The following is a 15,438-nucleotide window of genomic DNA, read 5'->3' on the forward strand; positions in this document are numbered from 1 at the left end:
CAGAACTTTTACTCGGCTGCTTTTCAGCCTCCGATCATCGGGAACAGAACTTTTACTCGGCTGCTTTTCAGCCTCCGATCATCGGGAACAGAACCTTTTTTGAGCTGTTTTCAGGACAAATCCGCATCCGGGCAGATGCCGAGATAAGCATCAAAGAAAACCCCGCCGACCTCTTTTGCAAGATCGGCGGGGTTTCTTTTATGAATAGTTTAATGAATGCGGAAAGATCAGGCTGCAAAGAAAACCATCAATCCTCCTATGATGATGTATCCGAGAGCATAAGGCAGTGCGGAGCGGAGAATATCTCCATCCTTGCCCGGCATGTCGCAGGAAGCTGTCGCAATGGCAATGCTCTGCGGAGAGATGATCTTGCCACCGGTTGCTCCCGTAGTGTTTGCCGCCACGAGCCAGTTGGGATCGGCATAGTTGAGCTGACCTGCAACGTTGGCTTGCAGCTTGCCGAAGAGGATATTGGAGGAGGTGTCGGAGCCTGTTACAAAGGTTCCGATCGCTCCGATCAATGGTGCGAAGAACGGATAATAAGCTCCCGTTGCGCCTGCCAATGCGGTTGCAATCACAAGAATCATTCCGGCATAGTTCATCACGGATGCCATGGCAACGAGACTGATAATGGTTACTGTCGTTTTCCTCAGATTGACAATGGTCTTCGCCAGTACCACCATGAGCTTTTTGAATGAAAGTCCTTGTATAAGTCCTCCAACAATGGTGCCGAGGAACAACATCAGTCCGGCATTGGAGAGCCAGCCGAAAGCGAAATACTTGCCTTGTTCATAGATGGGAAGATGAATCTTGGAGACCAGTGTGGACTTTAGAAGTTCGTTGATCGGCTTTACCAACGGTCCGCTCAGTACAATGAAGAGAAGGATGAACAGGTAAACACTCCATGCCTTGAAAGCACCGTAAAGCGTCGTCCCGGAAGAGGTGTTCTCTTCTTTCTTTGGTGCAAAAATCTTGGCATAGGCTATAATCGCCAGGATTGCAGCAATACTTCCCAAGATCGCAGGCGTCTCTGCTCCGAGATTCTTTGCAACGACATACTGCACGACAAGAGAGATACCTCCCACCCAAAGAGATAGTAGAATGTTCTTGACAATCTTCTTTGCGGAAGGATCCGTAATGGTGAGTATCACAAATGGTATGAGTATCATCAGCGGAGAACACTGCAAGACAAACTTTGCAGAGATGTCGCACACTTCCGCCTGAGTAGCCACACCGTTGGCAGCAACCTCATTGGCAAGAGTAGTAACCGGAACGCCTACGGCACCGAAACCTGTCGGAACGCTGTTGGCTATCAGCGAAACCAATGCAGAGAAGCCGGGCTTGAAGCCTAACCCTATAAGTATCGCCGCAGGTATGGCTACCGCTGTTCCAAAACCTGCCATCCCTTCCAACAGTCCGCCAAATCCCCAAACGAGCAAGAGCACCATTATTCCCTTGTCGTCCGTAAGAGAGGTAAACTGTTTCTTTATCACCTCTATCTCCTTGCTTTCAAGCAGAACATTGTAGCTGTATATAGCCATGAGAATGATGATAAGGATAGGGAAAACTGCTTTCAAAATGCCTTCCACAACAGCCCAACCTACTCCCGGCATAGAGAAACCATCCTTTGCAAACCCAAGAGCCGGAGCAGCAAACAATGCTATAAGAATGGTGATACAAAGAGTAATGAATGCGCTTCTGTGTCCGGGCTGCTTAAGCCCCAACATGAGCACAAACAGAAGCAAAATAGGTAATACGGATAATAAGACTGCCATAATTCTACTATTATTTAATTACACATATATACACCTTCTCTCTTGTCAGATCAAGAGGACCACAGACTCTTTTGCCCCGTGAGCTCCTTTTACCAAAGCCTGTTCGATATCTGCCGTCTTGGAGGGACCGGATATGAATCCTCTGAATTCTCCCTCAAACTTATGAGAGATGCGCGGCATCGCTTCGTGCATGGTATCTACCAATTCACTCTTAGGCAGAATAAAAAGAAGAGACTCGGCAATGAAGTAGATGGCTCTCTGCTTATACTGTTGCTCGTAATAGACTGCGCCATTTTCGCAGACACCAAAGATCCCCCGACAAACAACAAGGTCCGTTCCATTGAGTTCCGCAGGAGTATTGACATTATCCGGATTGAGCGTGGCACAAGTTACTTCCGGCATATTACAAGCGATGCTCTTTGCTTCCGGATATATGCGCTTTATCGCTTCGTCTATGGTTTCTCCATCTTGAAGCTCATACGCTTCGCCTCCCACTCCACGACATATCTCTTTGAACTGATCTACCTTATTTTCAAATCTCATGTGAGAGATACGGATCTCCGGCTTCGGGAAGACCTCCAGAATGTTCTCTCTCAAACTTTGTAGTATCGTATCTTTACTGTTCATAGGATCTGCTTTGTCTTATTTGTTTCGTATTTGAGTCTTTTTCCACCAGCTCTCAAAAGACTGCTTGGCAAATGTAGGCATCTCTCGCCCTTTACCCCAGCCGTTAAGACCGTTATAGATCAAGAAACGAGGCATATTATTGGCTATCGGAGCCATCTTCAGAGTGCGGTGAAACAGCTTCGGTCTTTCCATCAGGAACTTCATTCCACTACACATAAGCTTCTTCTCTCTGCTTGCTTTTCCTATGCCGTCAAGCTTTTGACGCCAAACATATATCTGCTCACCGAGATCTATCATTACAGGACAGACAAAAGAGCAAGACAAACAAAGAGAACAGGCAGAGACATTACCGCTATACTCTTTCGGATTATGCAGCATACCTAAATTTATACCTATCGGACCGGGAATGAAATAGGAGTAAGAATATCCTCCACTTCTGCGATACACCGGGCAAGTGTTCATACAAGCACCACAACGTATGCAGTTGAGTATCTTACGATGCTCTTTCATGCCCAATATCTTGCTTCTTCCATTATCTACGATGATGAAGTGTTGTTCCCCTCCTCCTCTTGGTCGTCCGAACATGGAAGTATAGGTAGTAATAGGCTGTCCGGTCGCAGAACGAGCCAATAAGCGAGTAAACACACCTGCACTCTCCAAATCGGGAATAAACTTATCTATACCAAAAGCCGTAATATTCAGCTTCTGGCAAGCCATCCCCATATCTGCATTGCCTTCATTGGTACAAACCATCACCTCTCCGGTGGAAGCTATTGCAAAGTTTCCTCCCGTCATTCCGGCATCGGCATTCAAGAAATCCTGTCTGAGAGCTTTGCGAGCCTGATGAGTGAGATAGGTAGGATCGTAATTTCCTTTTTCCGATCCCAACTTTTCTTCAAACAAAACTCCCACGGCTTCTCTCTTGATATGTATGGCAGGCATGACAATATGACTGGGATGCGCTTCCATAAGTTGCAAAATACGTTCTCCAAGATCTGTTTCTACCACATCTATACCTTTAGACATAAGGTAAGGATTGAGTTCACACTCTTCGGACAACATGGACTTGCTCTTGACAAGCTTCTTGACGTTATGTCTCTTAAGAATACTCTCGATGATTTGGCAATACTCTTTATCATCCTTGGCAAAATGAACATGACAGCCATTAGACACGGCATTCCGTTCAAATTGCTCTATAAGCTCGGGTAGATGAGATGTGCTATACATCTTGATCTCCCTTGCCATGTGTCTCAACTCTTCCCATTCCGGTATTTGATGAGACTGTCTATCTCTCTTCTCTCGTACAAAATAGAGAGTTTTATCGTGCCAGCTTGCATTCTCCTTATTCTTCAAGAACGCTGCTGCGGCTTTTGAATGATACGTACTCATAGCTGTGATGTTAGTATTTCAAGAAAATGGATAGTCTTTATAGGTAACTTCTCTCTGTCTATGACTCCCTGCATGTGCATTAAACAGGAACTATCTGCTCCGGTTATAAAAGAAGCTCCCGTTGCAAGATGGTTTTTCACTTTATCTTGCCCCATGCACACAGAGACATCATGCTCTTCCACGGAAAACAATCCTCCGAAACCGCAACACTCATCTATACGCTCCGGTTCTCTTACTGTTATTCCTTCTACTTTTTCCAAAAGAGCCCGAATCTTGTTGAAGTAAGGAACAGTCAGCTCGGAAGCAGAAGAAAGTCCCAGCTCTCTTACACCATGACAACTGTTATGCAGGCTCACTACATGAGGGAAGCTCGCGGGTATTCTCTCCGGCTGTATTACATCGTGAATAAATTCCGTGATGTCGTATATATGTTTTGCACTACGACATTCATGGTGTTCATGTTCGGCAAGAAGACGGGGGTGATTCTCTTTTACAAAAGAAACACAGCTGGCAGAAGGACCGACTATATAATCATAGTTTTGAAAAAGCTCTTCAAATCTCTTAGCCAACTTAACAGATTCTCCCTCAAATCCTCCATTTGCCATTGGCTGTCCACAGCAAGTCTGTCCAAGTGGATAATCCGCATCGACTCCCAGTTTTTTGAGTAACTCAAAACACGCTATTCCAACCTGCGGATACACTGCGTTGATATAGCAAGGAATAAATAATCCTACTTTCATAATCGCTTTTGTAATAGTTATTCTATTTCCAAATGTATTGTAATTCCACTAAAAGAGCAAATCAAACCACTCATTATTATCTTAAATTAACAAGAGATACATAATAAAGGATGCAAAAAGTGGAGCTTAAAAAACAAAAAAGAAGCATCTTTCAGGTAAAGATGCTTCTGCAAACAAGTTCTAAATTTCTATTGTTCAGTATCAAGATAAGTAGCAAAATCTACTGCTTCAATCCCAATACAATTTTATTCTGAAGAGCGATGGACTCATCATGTATGAGATCGAATATAGCTTTTATAAGAGCTTCCGAAAGTTCTTGACTTTTAGAGAACTGCAATCTCTCTTGCAAGAGAGAGTTGTAGCGTTCCGGCTGTACCACCGATATATCGTTAAGGGCTTTCAGCTTAGCTATCTCGGCAGAGATGGTCATGCGTTCGGAGATAAGTTCTATGATCGAATGATCCAACCCGTCTATCTTCTCTCGCAACGGAGCAAGGATAATCTCAGCATTGTAAGGAGACTCCTGAATGCAGATATGTTGCAATATCTCCAAGAAACCGTCCGGAGTGAGTTGTTGAGCCGCATCGCTCAGCGCCAAGTCCGGAGAGGGATGTACCTCCAACATGATGCCATCATAGTGGAGATGTATGAGTTGCCGGCATAAGCTGGGGATGAGATCCCTTCGTCCTGCCATGTGACTGGGGTCTCCCACCAAAAGGAGATTCGGAATACGAGATCTCAGTTCCATGACGAGGCTCCAATGTGGAGGGTTTCTGTACAACCCTCTTCCCAAGCTGGAGAAACCTCTATGAATAGCAGCGATTCTACGCAAACCTGCATTGTACAAGCGATCTATGGCTCCAATCCAAAGCTCAATATCCGGACTGACAGGATTCTTCACCAACACCGGAATATCTACCCCTTGAAGAGCATCCGAAATCTCCTGCATCATAAAAGGATTGGATGTTGTACGGGCTCCTATCCAAAGGGCGTCCAATCCGTACTCAAGGCAGAGACGCACATGGGTAGCTGTGGCAACCTCAGTGCAGAAAGTCATATACGGAAACTCTTTCTTGAGCTCCCGTATCCATGACAATGCTTCCTCTCCCATGCCTTCAAAGCCTCCCGGACGAGTACGAGGCTTCCACACTCCGGCTCTAAACCATGTAACACCCATGGCAGAAAGAGCAAGAGCTGTTTCTCTCATCTGCTCATAACTTTCGGCACTACACGGACCGGCAATCACCCAAGTACAAAGAGAGTGTGCACTTGGATCTTCTATTATAGGTAGAAAGTGATATGTTTGTTTCGTGTTATTACTCCTCATCAGAGGCTTTCATGTTTGTAAAGACATTTTGCACATCTTCATCTTCTTCCAGCTTCTCTATAAGCTTATCCAGTTGCTCGCGTTGTTCCGGAGTAACTTCCTTTTCATCGTTAGGAATACGAGTAAACTCTGCGGAAGTGATCTCAAAGCCTTTTTCTTCCAAGAACTTTTGTATTGCACTGTTTTGGGCAAACTCTCCGTAGATGATCACCTCTCCCTCATCTTCTTCAAGCTCTTCCACGCCATAGTCTATAAGCTCAAGTTCGAGTTCTTCAAGGTCGAGTCCGTCCGGTTTATTCACATGGAATACACACTTGTGGTCAAACAAAAACTCCAAGCTACCTGTTGTTCCGAGACTGCCTCCGAACTTATTGAAATAGCTTCTTACGTTTGCCACAGTACGTGTTGTATTATCGGTAGCGGTTTCTACGAAGATGGCTATACCGAAAGGTCCGTATCCCTCATAGTTCATCTCCTTATAGTCTGTAAAGTCTTTGGATGATGCTTTCTTGATAGCCCTGTCCACATTTTCCTTAGGCATGTTCTCTTTCTTTGCTGTTTGCACGAGAACACGCAGGCGAGGATTGGTTTCGGGATCAGGTCCGCCGGCTTTCACGGCAATAGTGATCTCTTTTCCCAATTTCGTAAAGACGCGAGCCATATTGCCCCATCTCTTCATTTTTCTCGCCTTTCTGTATTCAAAAGCTCTTCCCATGATTCTATTTTTATGATATAAGTTTTACGTTTTTCTTATCTGAGTGATGCACCCAACTCCTTAACCAATGCAGCATGTATGCGTTCCATTGCCGACTCTATGGCTTTATCGCTAAGAGTCTTTTCTTCATCCTGCAGTTCAAAAGCAACGGCATAAGACTTCTTTCCCGAAGGAAGATGTTTGGGATCTTCATAAACATCAAACAGAGTAATGCCTTTCAAAAGTTTCTTCTCCGCTTTGTAGGCCACTCTCTCTATATCCACCAAAGAGACACCATTGTCTATCAGTAGAGCAAAGTCTCTACGTACGGCAGGGAATTTGGATATACTCCTCATCTTGATCTCCGAGGAATGCGCAATCTTATACAGCTTGTCCCAGTAGAGTTCGGCATAGAACACCGGGAAAGCTATGTCCGCATCGGAAAGCACCGCTTTGGATAGACGACCCCATCTCGCCAAAAGCTCGCCTTTAACGTCTCGGATCTCCTCGCATACAGCAAACAGAGGACTATCACTCTTGCTCTCATAGCGGACATGATAAGGAGCAATCCCCAAACGTCTCATGATATTATAGACATAAGCCTTAAGATGGAATACGGTAGAGACACTATCGTTATTGGTTGCCCAGTGATCGTTCCACTTGTCTCCGCTCATCCACAAAGCCAGCATGCTGTCTTCTCTGTATCCTTTGGTAGGACTCTTCAGCTGTGGATCTATCCGGTGATAAACAGAACCATACTCATACAGAGATAGAGGTCCGCTCTTTCTCTTGGAGTTGAAGTCTATCACTTCCAATCCTCCTTTTACCATGCTCGGACGCATCACGTTAAGATCCGAAGAGAGCGGATTCACAAGCGTTACTATCTCATCTTCTCCCACGAGAGAGTGGTCAAGGAAAAACTTGGATGAGGTCAAAGAGTTGTTCAAAATCTCTGCAAACCCTGCGCCTGTGAGCATTTCGGCTATGATGCGTTGTGCTTCGACACTCTTGTCCGTCTCGGTAACATGGTTGAGAGAAGCCTTAAGGGTATAAGACATGGGGATATTGTTGTATCCGAATATTCTCATCACCTCCTCTATCATATCTATCTCTCTGGTAACATCTACACGATAACGAGGAACATCCAAAGCCCATAACCCATTGCTTTCTTTTGCAATGTTGATGTCCAAGTACTTCAATATGGTGCGTACCGTAGCTTCGGGTATTTCGTATCCGGCGGTGGCTGTGAGCTTTTGGAGAGAAAAATCGACCCGATAAGGCTCTTTCTTTTCCGGATAATAGTCTGTAAGAGGAGATGCTATCTCACCCCCGGCGATCTCTTTGAGAAGCTCTGCTGCCATGACCAAAGCCGGCAGAGTGGCTTCCGGATCCAATCCACGCTCGAAGCGGAAAGAGGAGTCCGTATTGAGTGCATACCTGCGTGCGGTCTTCCTGACGCAAGTAGCGTTAAAGTTGGCACTCTCCAAAAAGATTCGAGTGGTGGATTCGGATACGCCCGAATCTTCTCCTCCCATCACGCCACCCAAACAGAGCGGACGCTCTGCGTCTGCAATGACGACATCTTGAGGCACAAGTTCGTGTTCTGCTCCGCTAAGGAGAAGCAGCTTCTCCCCTGCCTTGGCACTGCGAACGGATATGGTATGTTGGGACAGCTTGTCGAGGTCGAAAGCGTGAAGCGGCTGACCGATGCTGTGAAGCACATAGTTGGTAACATCCACCACGTTATTGATCGGCTTTTGCCCTATTGCTTCCAATGCTTTTCGGAGCCATTCGGGGCTTTCTGCCACTTTCAGATTATCTATTACAATGCCGGAATATCTCACCACGGCACTCTCCTTATCTATCGTTACGGTAACAGGATTTTTCATACTTTGCTTCTCGTGAAGAAGCTCCACACTCTTCATCGGAGGAGTGAACGATACAATCTTCTCCGGTGCATGGGTTTTCAGATAGGCATGAAGCTCTCTTGCCACACCATAATGGCTTGTGGCATCCACCCTGTTGGGCGTTATGTCCACCTCTATGATATAATCGCTTTTGAGGTCAAAAAGTTCGGCTGCCGGCGTACCTGCTTTCACATCGTCAGCCAACACCATTATCCCATCCGAATCTTGCCCTACCTGAATCTCTTTAGCCGAGCAGATCATTCCGAAAGACTCTTCACCACGTATTTTGGACTTCTTTATGGTAAAGCTGTCCTCTCCGGAGTAGAGAGTTGTTCCCAATGTGGCTACCACAACAGTCTGTCCGGCAGCAATATTGGGAGCACCGCAAACGATTTGTGTAGGCACTCCATCGCCCAGATCAACCGTTGTGATATGAAGGTGATCGGAGTTCGGGTGGTCTATACAAGTAAGTACCTTTCCCGCGACCAAGCCTTTGAGGCCGCCGCGAACCGACTCATGCTCCTCCACTCCGCCTACTTCGAGACCGATGGAGGTGAGTATTTCAGACACTTCCTGTACATCCAATGTACTCTGGATATAGTTATTTAGCCATGCTAACGAGATGTTCATAATACTTTATATGTGTTATATCTATTTTCTGACCTACAAAATTACGATTTTTTCCCCATTCATTACTTGAGTTATCATTCTCCACTCTCCGCCCTCTCTTTTTTCACTCTCTTTTGTATCGGTTTCATCTGAAAAACAACCCGATGGAGATCTCAAAATAAACCTGTTCACAACTTCTCTTTAACACGTTCGGAAAAAGCTTTGATGCCTTATAAAATATCAAATCAAGGCTTGAACCTCACAAACCGGGTCTTAATCTTTAAGAATCAAAGCTTGATTTCCATACATAAAGGCTTGATTTTTAATTTTTAATACGTTTGGCAAAAGATACAAAGCTATTCGGAGCATCTTTCTAACAGGTTCGCAAAGCTTTTGCTGCTTTCAAACAGAGAGACTCTATCTTGAAGGCAGACTTAAACGACTCTTTTGCCGATTATCTTGACCTCCACTCCCTTAAATATCTTAAACTTTGCAGATACTGCACAAAAGGGGTTTCTCATCTCGTTACAATTGGTTATCTTTGCATGCTAATAGTATTATATACTCTGTAGAACAGTCATGCACAAAACATATAAAATAGTACTTGCTTCCCTTCTAAGCATCTTTCTACTCTCTTCTTGCGGAGAGTATGTTCGGGTACAAAAGAGCAATGACATCATGGAAAAGCTCTCGTATGCCAAGAAGTACTATAACACAAAAAAATATAGCCGCACCATAGAGCTGTTGGAAGAGATTACCCCTTACTTCAAAGGGCGTAATGAAGCGGAACAGGTGGATTATCTGCTTGCGGATTCTTACTTCCAATCCAAGAACTACGACTTTGCGCACCAGTATTTCAAGAAATACTACTCCTCTCATCCCACGGGCGAATATCAGGAGTATGCCAGATACATGAGCGGCTATGCACTTTTCCTGCACTCTCCGGATGTGCGTCTGGATCAGGCGATGAGCTTGGAGGCGATCAACGAACTGCAACTCTATCTGGACTACTATCCTACGGGGACTTATGCCGATGAGGCTAAGAAGATACTTTTCGAACTGCAAGAAAAACTTGCACAAAAGGAGCTTCTCGCTGCCAAACTCTATTACAACCTCGGCAACTACCTATTCAACAACTACCTTTCGTGCATCATCACCTCCCGTAATGCCATAAAGGACTATCCCTACTCCAAGTACAAGGAGGAGTTTAGCTACCTCATACTGGCTTCTCTGTACGAAACGGCTTACAACAGTATCGAGTCGAAGAAAGGAGAACGTGTGAGAGAACTTCGGGACGAATATTACAGCTATCTGAACGAATACCCGGACGGGGCGTTCTTGAAGCAGACCGTCAAGTTCAAAAACTTTATAGACAAGATGCTTCCTCAGGATGAAGATCTGGTGGAGACAGAAGAAACAACTAAAGAAGATACCGCCGAAGAAAAGGCGTAACAAGAATATAAAAGTACAAACCAATAAATATCAGGTTCTTTCATAATGGACTATAAGAAAATCAATGCCCCTCTGACTACGGCAACACGCGATGTGGTAGAACTCTCTAAGCCTACCGGCAATATCTATGAGACGGTAATGGTGATATCCAAACGTGCCAATCAGATCTCTCAAGAGATGAAGAAAGATTTGGAAACAAAGTTGCAAGGCTTTGCTGCCGTATCCGACAGCTTGGAAGAGGTCTTTGAGAACAGAGAGCAGATAGAGATCTCTCGTTACTATGAAAAGCTTCCTAAAGCATCTCTCATAGCGACAAAAGAGTTTGAAACAGGCAGTCTCTATTTCCGCAACCCGGTTAGAGAAGCAGAGACAGCAATAGAGAGAGACGACGATTGATGTTCGCCCTTGTCGATAAAAGGGAAAACAGACAACAAAGCACTCTTTACAACCTTATACAGTCATGATTCAACGTATTCAGACCATATATCTGCTGGTAGCCTCTATCCTTATGGCGATGTTGTCGTTCATACCTGTGGCTACCGTTAATCTCTCAGGAGATATTTTCTTACTTGACGGAACAGGATTTATGTCCCTTGACGAGTCTCTGTTTGAAGCCAAGTGGGGATTGTTGTTTCTTCTGATTCTTTCTGCTCTCATTCCGATGATTGCAATATTTCTCTACAACAGAAGAGTATTGCAGATGCGCTTGACAATGTTCTCCGCGCTTATCACATTGGGCATGATCGGGGCATTCCTGTTCTATGGCTACCAAGCTTTGGGCGGAACATTGGAAGGATTCAAACCGACATACGCCTTCTCATTTCCGATCGTAGCGGTTATCTTGGAGCTTCTTGCCTATCGGGGCATAGCAATAGACCATAGAACTATAAAGTATGCAGACAGATTGAGATAACGTCTAAACAACTCCTTTTCAAAACATCAGAAAAAAAGATTCGCATATTTCTATGCGAATCTTTTTTATTTCTCTGCAACTGTATTGCCCACAGATCTACATAGATCTGTCCGACAAATGCAGTAAAAACCACTTCCCTTTCTTACAAACAAAGACGGCCTCAAGGTTTATACCATTGTTTACACCTTGAAAGTGCACTATCGTAGTATCTTTCCGTTCTATAATCTCCCTGTCGTAAGCATCGGTTTCTCGTGTTTTATAGGATGGATCCCAACTTAGATCCACTTCCTCCCACTCCTCTTCCGGTATCTCTTGAAGCATCAAAGAGTCCGTTTCAATATCATACCCCTCGTATTTAAGAGGAAAAATCACCCGGCTTTTTTGAAACGAAAGATCCTCGTTGAACTGTTTCATGAAGAGGTCAAACTCCTCCACATTGTTTCCATTACAGGCTGTAAGAAGAAGAGATAGGAATAATCCTAAGAATAAAAAATGTCTCATAAATAGAAATGTTTGATAGAAAGCCAAAGTTACAAATTACAAGAAAAATGAAGTAAAGAGAATATGGTTCCTCCCAAACGATCTGCGCACCGAGATAAAAAAATAAAAACAAAAAAGCCTAAAGCAGTAAAATAAATACCATAAAGAAAGCATCCGCCATAAAGCTCTTATACTCTATCGACGGATGCTGCAATTCTTTGAAAACACGCACTATTTGACAACTATTCCATTCGCTTCATAACTTTCGATGTAAGAGTCTCCTCAAAATATCAGATTCTCTCAAAAGGATTCTTGCGTTAGTTATTCATTATTCAAAGCTCAATAAGCTCTTGAAGCAGACTTTAATAATTGACTTGTTTTACACTACAAATGTAGATCTTTAGCCGGCTTCGACTCTTCACTATATCTGCACACTTCTACATTTTCAGGGCATTAACAGTTGTGCCTATCTGTACTATTCAAGCATAAAAAGCATATAAAACACTTACTGCCAATAAAATAAAAATATAGACAAAGAAGACAAAATAAAACAAGGAAATCGTGTAAGAATAGACGATTTCCTTGTTTTTTATTGAAGAATATGCTTTTTAGGCATTATGTGTCAAGCGTCATTTTCTGATATTGAGAGGGAGGAACGCCCACTTCTTTCTTGAAAACACGAGAGAAATAGTTCGGATCGGAGAATCCGCAAGCATCGGAAATCTCTACGATGGAGAGAGATTCTTCTCTCAACATCTTCTTTGCTTTGGAGAGTCTGATCTGAAGAACATAAGATATTGTAGAGTATTCGGTCAAGGCATTCAGCTTTCGATTCAGTTGAGAGGGGCTCATAGCCATCTTGTCTGCCAAGTATGAAGCATTCATTTCAGGATTTCTCAACTGAGAATATATGAGATCCGTCACTTTCTGTAAGAACTTCAAGTCTCTATCGTTAAGCTCTCGAAGCTCGGATCCGTTCTCTTTATCTATAACCTCCTTATACTTCTGTTTCAAAAGACGTCTGTTTTCAAGGATATTCCGCATCCTTATCCGAAGCTCTTCCGGGCTGAATGGTTTATGCAGATATGCCTCTACACCCAAGTTCAAAGCCTTTAATCGATCCGGATCGGAAGCTTTTGCCGTAAGCACTATAATGGGAATATGATTGAGTAACATACTCTCCTTCATCTTTTTACAAAATTCAAATCCATCCATGACAGGCATCATAATATCCGTTATAACAATGTCGGGAATATGCTTTTCTGCCAACTCCAATCCCTCTTCCCCATTCTGAGCAAACAACAGATTGTAATGCTCTCTTAGCATAGACTTAAGATAGAGAGAGACATCATTGTTATCCTCGACAATAAGAATCATCGGCTGTATGCCGTTAAGCTCGGAAGACTCTATCGGATCGCTTTTCTTATGATCTACAATAACAATATCGGATGGAGATAGAAGAGAATGAGAAGCCTCGTCAACGGGTATAGACTTAAATGGAGCCTTACTCCTTACCGGAAGAGATACCGTAAATGTGGAACCCTTACCCGGCTCGCTGTAAACGGAAATCTCTCCATTCATTTTCTCCACCATCATTTTACAGAAAGAGAGACCTATTCCGGAGCCGGTATCATTCTTGGTATTCGGACTCTGATAAAAGACTTCAAAGACCTTATCCTGCTCTTCTTTCGGAATCCCTTCGCCTGTATCCGATACTTGCAACTGGATATTTTTCTCTTTTCGTCCCTTAGTAAGTACAACGTTAATAAATCCCCCCGGAGGAGTATGCTTGATGGCATTGGAAAGCAGATTGCTAAAAATCTTATCTATATAGAATGGTATAAAATCCATCTCAAGAACATAAGCCCGGTTATAAAAGTTTAGCGTAACTCCTTTTTCCGCTGCGTATAGCTTGAAAGTCTCTACTATCATCTGAAGATAAGAGACAATATCTCCTCTTCTCCAGTCCGGCTCATATCCTCCACTTCTCAGCTTCGCAATATCAAGTAGCTGATTCACCAGCTTTAACAGGTTGCTCCCCTGCCTGTCTATGGCTGAGTGATAGACTTGTCTCTCTTTCTCGGACAGATTTCTTGCTTCTGCAAGTTGTCTGTTCAGCCCTTTTATAACCGTCAAAGGTGTCCGAAGTTCATGCGTAATATTGGTAAAGAACTCCGTCCGACGACTTTCAATCTCTTTCAGAAGTCTATTACTCCGAGTCCGTTGCCTATACGCATAGTAAAAAAGAGCCGAGGTCATGAGAGCCACTAAAATCACCGCCCAGAGCGTGTATATGGCTCTCTCTTTTTCGGTTTTCTTCTTTTTCACCTCAGTTTCTATCTCTTGAAGTTGGCGAAAAGTTTGTTCGCGTTCGTAGTTTACCTTCAGTTCTATATACCGATCTGCCTTCTGAACACTCAAGATACTGTCTTTAATGACCTGACCTTTCTTGTAATGGTTGAGAGCGGAGTAGAAATTTCCATCTTGAAAATCCCGCTCATGCCTCAACATATATATGGTTGAGAGGTGCTCCGGAGCATTTATCTCCAAAGCCGTTTGCTCTGCTTGGCATATATAGCGTTCAAATTCCGACTTGTTACCAACAAGATGATTGATCTCGGCAATAGATATACAGGAAGTAAGCCAATGGAATCTATCGCTGTGCTCCTGCATTATATCATAAGACTGTCGGTAGTATTCCTTGGCTTGTTCGTAGCGTTTCTGCTTCTTATAGATATCTCCCAAATAGGAGAGACAAAGCCCTTCCCCAACATAGGATTTGCCCAGCCGATTCTGTTCCAAAGATTTCTCGTAATACTCTTGAGCAGCATCATACTCTTTCCGAGCCTCATATACTGCTCCCAGATTAGCCAAGTTGATCGCCTGCCCGATATTATTTTCAAGTAAGACTTCCCCCTCCAATGCTTGCTTAAAATACTTTTCAGCCTCATCGTAATGTCCAAGAGTCAGAGAGATGTTCCCGATACCATTCATGGAGGAGATCTTACCTTTCAATCCTTCGGGAGTGTCTACTTTAGAAAATGCTTCGGAATAGACCAATGCCCGGTAGTGATACTCCGATGCTTGAGAAAGTGCTCCTATACGACGGAAATCGGTACCAAGATTATTCAATCCCTGTACAATAAAAATAGTATCGCTTAATTTAAGGGACATCTCAAGTTCTTTTCCATGAAACTCTATTGCTTCCGAAAAGGAGGAGTTTGCTCTATGAAGATTTCCAAGAGTCTTATAACATAACATTGCCGCTCTGTCATCTCCTCTATCCAAACTTCTATTCAGTAAGTAGAGAAGAGAGTCTTTGTTTTTTCTATTTCGAAACAGCTCTTTTGAGATAGCATGAGAAGAGAAAGAGCTACGTGCATCTTTACTCTTACGAGAACAGGATACTAAAAAAGACATACCCCAAAACAGCACCATTAAGAGCAGATAAAATCGGAGAGGTCTATATGTAGAGAGTCGAATCATGACTCATTGCTTCGTTTAGATTATTGTACCAAGTTTTCA

The 15,438-nt window shown here is 43.6% G+C and carries 12 protein-coding genes; 3 read left to right on the forward strand and 9 right to left on the reverse strand.

Going from position 1 to position 15,438, the window contains the following annotated elements; all coding sequences use genetic code 11:
- Window positions 1–227 precede the first annotated feature (227 nt).
- From HQ39_RS01515 to pheT, 7 genes are all read right to left on the reverse strand, one after another.
- Complete coding sequence (locus HQ39_RS01515; protein ID WP_036863095.1) at window positions 228–1,775, reverse strand: L-lactate permease; 1,548 nt, start codon at window positions 1,773–1,775, stop codon at window positions 228–230.
- A 45-nt stretch (window positions 1,776–1,820) separates the two neighbouring features.
- Window positions 1,821–2,402 (reverse strand): lactate utilization protein C, encoded by a 582-nt coding sequence (locus HQ39_RS01520; RefSeq protein WP_036863100.1) that lies wholly within the window; start codon window positions 2,400–2,402, stop codon window positions 1,821–1,823.
- Window positions 2,403–2,417: 15 nt separating this feature from the next.
- Window positions 2,418–3,791, reverse strand: coding sequence for a lactate utilization protein B (locus tag HQ39_RS01525; RefSeq protein WP_036863102.1), 1,374 nt, complete (start codon window positions 3,789–3,791; stop codon window positions 2,418–2,420).
- On the reverse strand, window positions 3,788–4,531 hold the full coding sequence (locus tag HQ39_RS01530) for a (Fe-S)-binding protein (protein ID WP_036863103.1): 744 nt from the start codon (window positions 4,529–4,531) through the stop codon (window positions 3,788–3,790). Before HQ39_RS01530 ends, HQ39_RS01525 begins: the two co-directional genes overlap by 4 nt.
- A 220-nt stretch (window positions 4,532–4,751) precedes the next feature.
- Window positions 4,752–5,858 (reverse strand): bifunctional 3-deoxy-7-phosphoheptulonate synthase/chorismate mutase type II, encoded by a 1,107-nt coding sequence (locus tag HQ39_RS01535; protein ID WP_081965353.1) that lies wholly within the window; start codon window positions 5,856–5,858, stop codon window positions 4,752–4,754.
- Complete coding sequence (locus HQ39_RS01540; protein ID WP_036791837.1) at window positions 5,848–6,573, reverse strand: YebC/PmpR family DNA-binding transcriptional regulator; 726 nt, start codon at window positions 6,571–6,573, stop codon at window positions 5,848–5,850. Before HQ39_RS01540 ends, HQ39_RS01535 begins: the two co-directional genes overlap by 11 nt.
- A 35-nt stretch (window positions 6,574–6,608) precedes the next feature.
- On the reverse strand, window positions 6,609–9,089 hold the full coding sequence (gene pheT / locus HQ39_RS01545) for a phenylalanine--tRNA ligase subunit beta (RefSeq protein ID WP_036863104.1): 2,481 nt from the start codon (window positions 9,087–9,089) through the stop codon (window positions 6,609–6,611).
- 558 nt (window positions 9,090–9,647) lie between these two features.
- Here pheT and HQ39_RS01550 point away from each other — a divergent pair.
- The 3 genes from HQ39_RS01550 (at window position 9,648) to HQ39_RS01560 (ending at window position 11,433) form a co-directional block, all read left to right on the forward strand.
- A complete protein-coding gene (locus tag HQ39_RS01550; RefSeq protein WP_036791833.1) occupies window positions 9,648–10,520 on the forward strand; it encodes an outer membrane protein assembly factor BamD in 873 nt (290 codons plus the stop codon).
- 45 nt (window positions 10,521–10,565) lie between these two features.
- Window positions 10,566–10,916 (forward strand): DNA-directed RNA polymerase subunit omega, encoded by a 351-nt coding sequence (locus tag HQ39_RS01555; protein ID WP_036791831.1) that lies wholly within the window; start codon window positions 10,566–10,568, stop codon window positions 10,914–10,916.
- A gap of 64 nt (window positions 10,917–10,980) precedes the next feature.
- Window positions 10,981–11,433 (forward strand): DUF4293 domain-containing protein, encoded by a 453-nt coding sequence (locus HQ39_RS01560; protein ID WP_036791828.1) that lies wholly within the window; start codon window positions 10,981–10,983, stop codon window positions 11,431–11,433.
- A 96-nt stretch (window positions 11,434–11,529) separates the two neighbouring features.
- On the opposite strand, the gene HQ39_RS01565 is transcribed toward HQ39_RS01560, so the two are convergent.
- The gene (locus tag HQ39_RS01565) at window positions 11,530–11,934 is read right to left on the reverse strand and encodes a DUF4348 domain-containing protein (protein WP_036863112.1); all 405 of its coding nucleotides are present in this window, start codon (window positions 11,932–11,934) and stop codon (window positions 11,530–11,532) included.
- Window positions 11,935–12,528: 594 nt separating this feature from the next.
- Complete coding sequence (locus HQ39_RS01570) at window positions 12,529–15,399, reverse strand: ATP-binding protein (RefSeq protein WP_036863113.1); 2,871 nt, start codon at window positions 15,397–15,399, stop codon at window positions 12,529–12,531.
- Window positions 15,400–15,438: the final 39 nt, after the last annotated feature.

Origin of the sequence: Porphyromonas sp. COT-108 OH2963 (assembly GCF_000768895.1) — a bacterium.
GTDB lineage: Bacteria > Bacteroidota > Bacteroidia > Bacteroidales > Porphyromonadaceae > Porphyromonas_A > Porphyromonas_A canoris.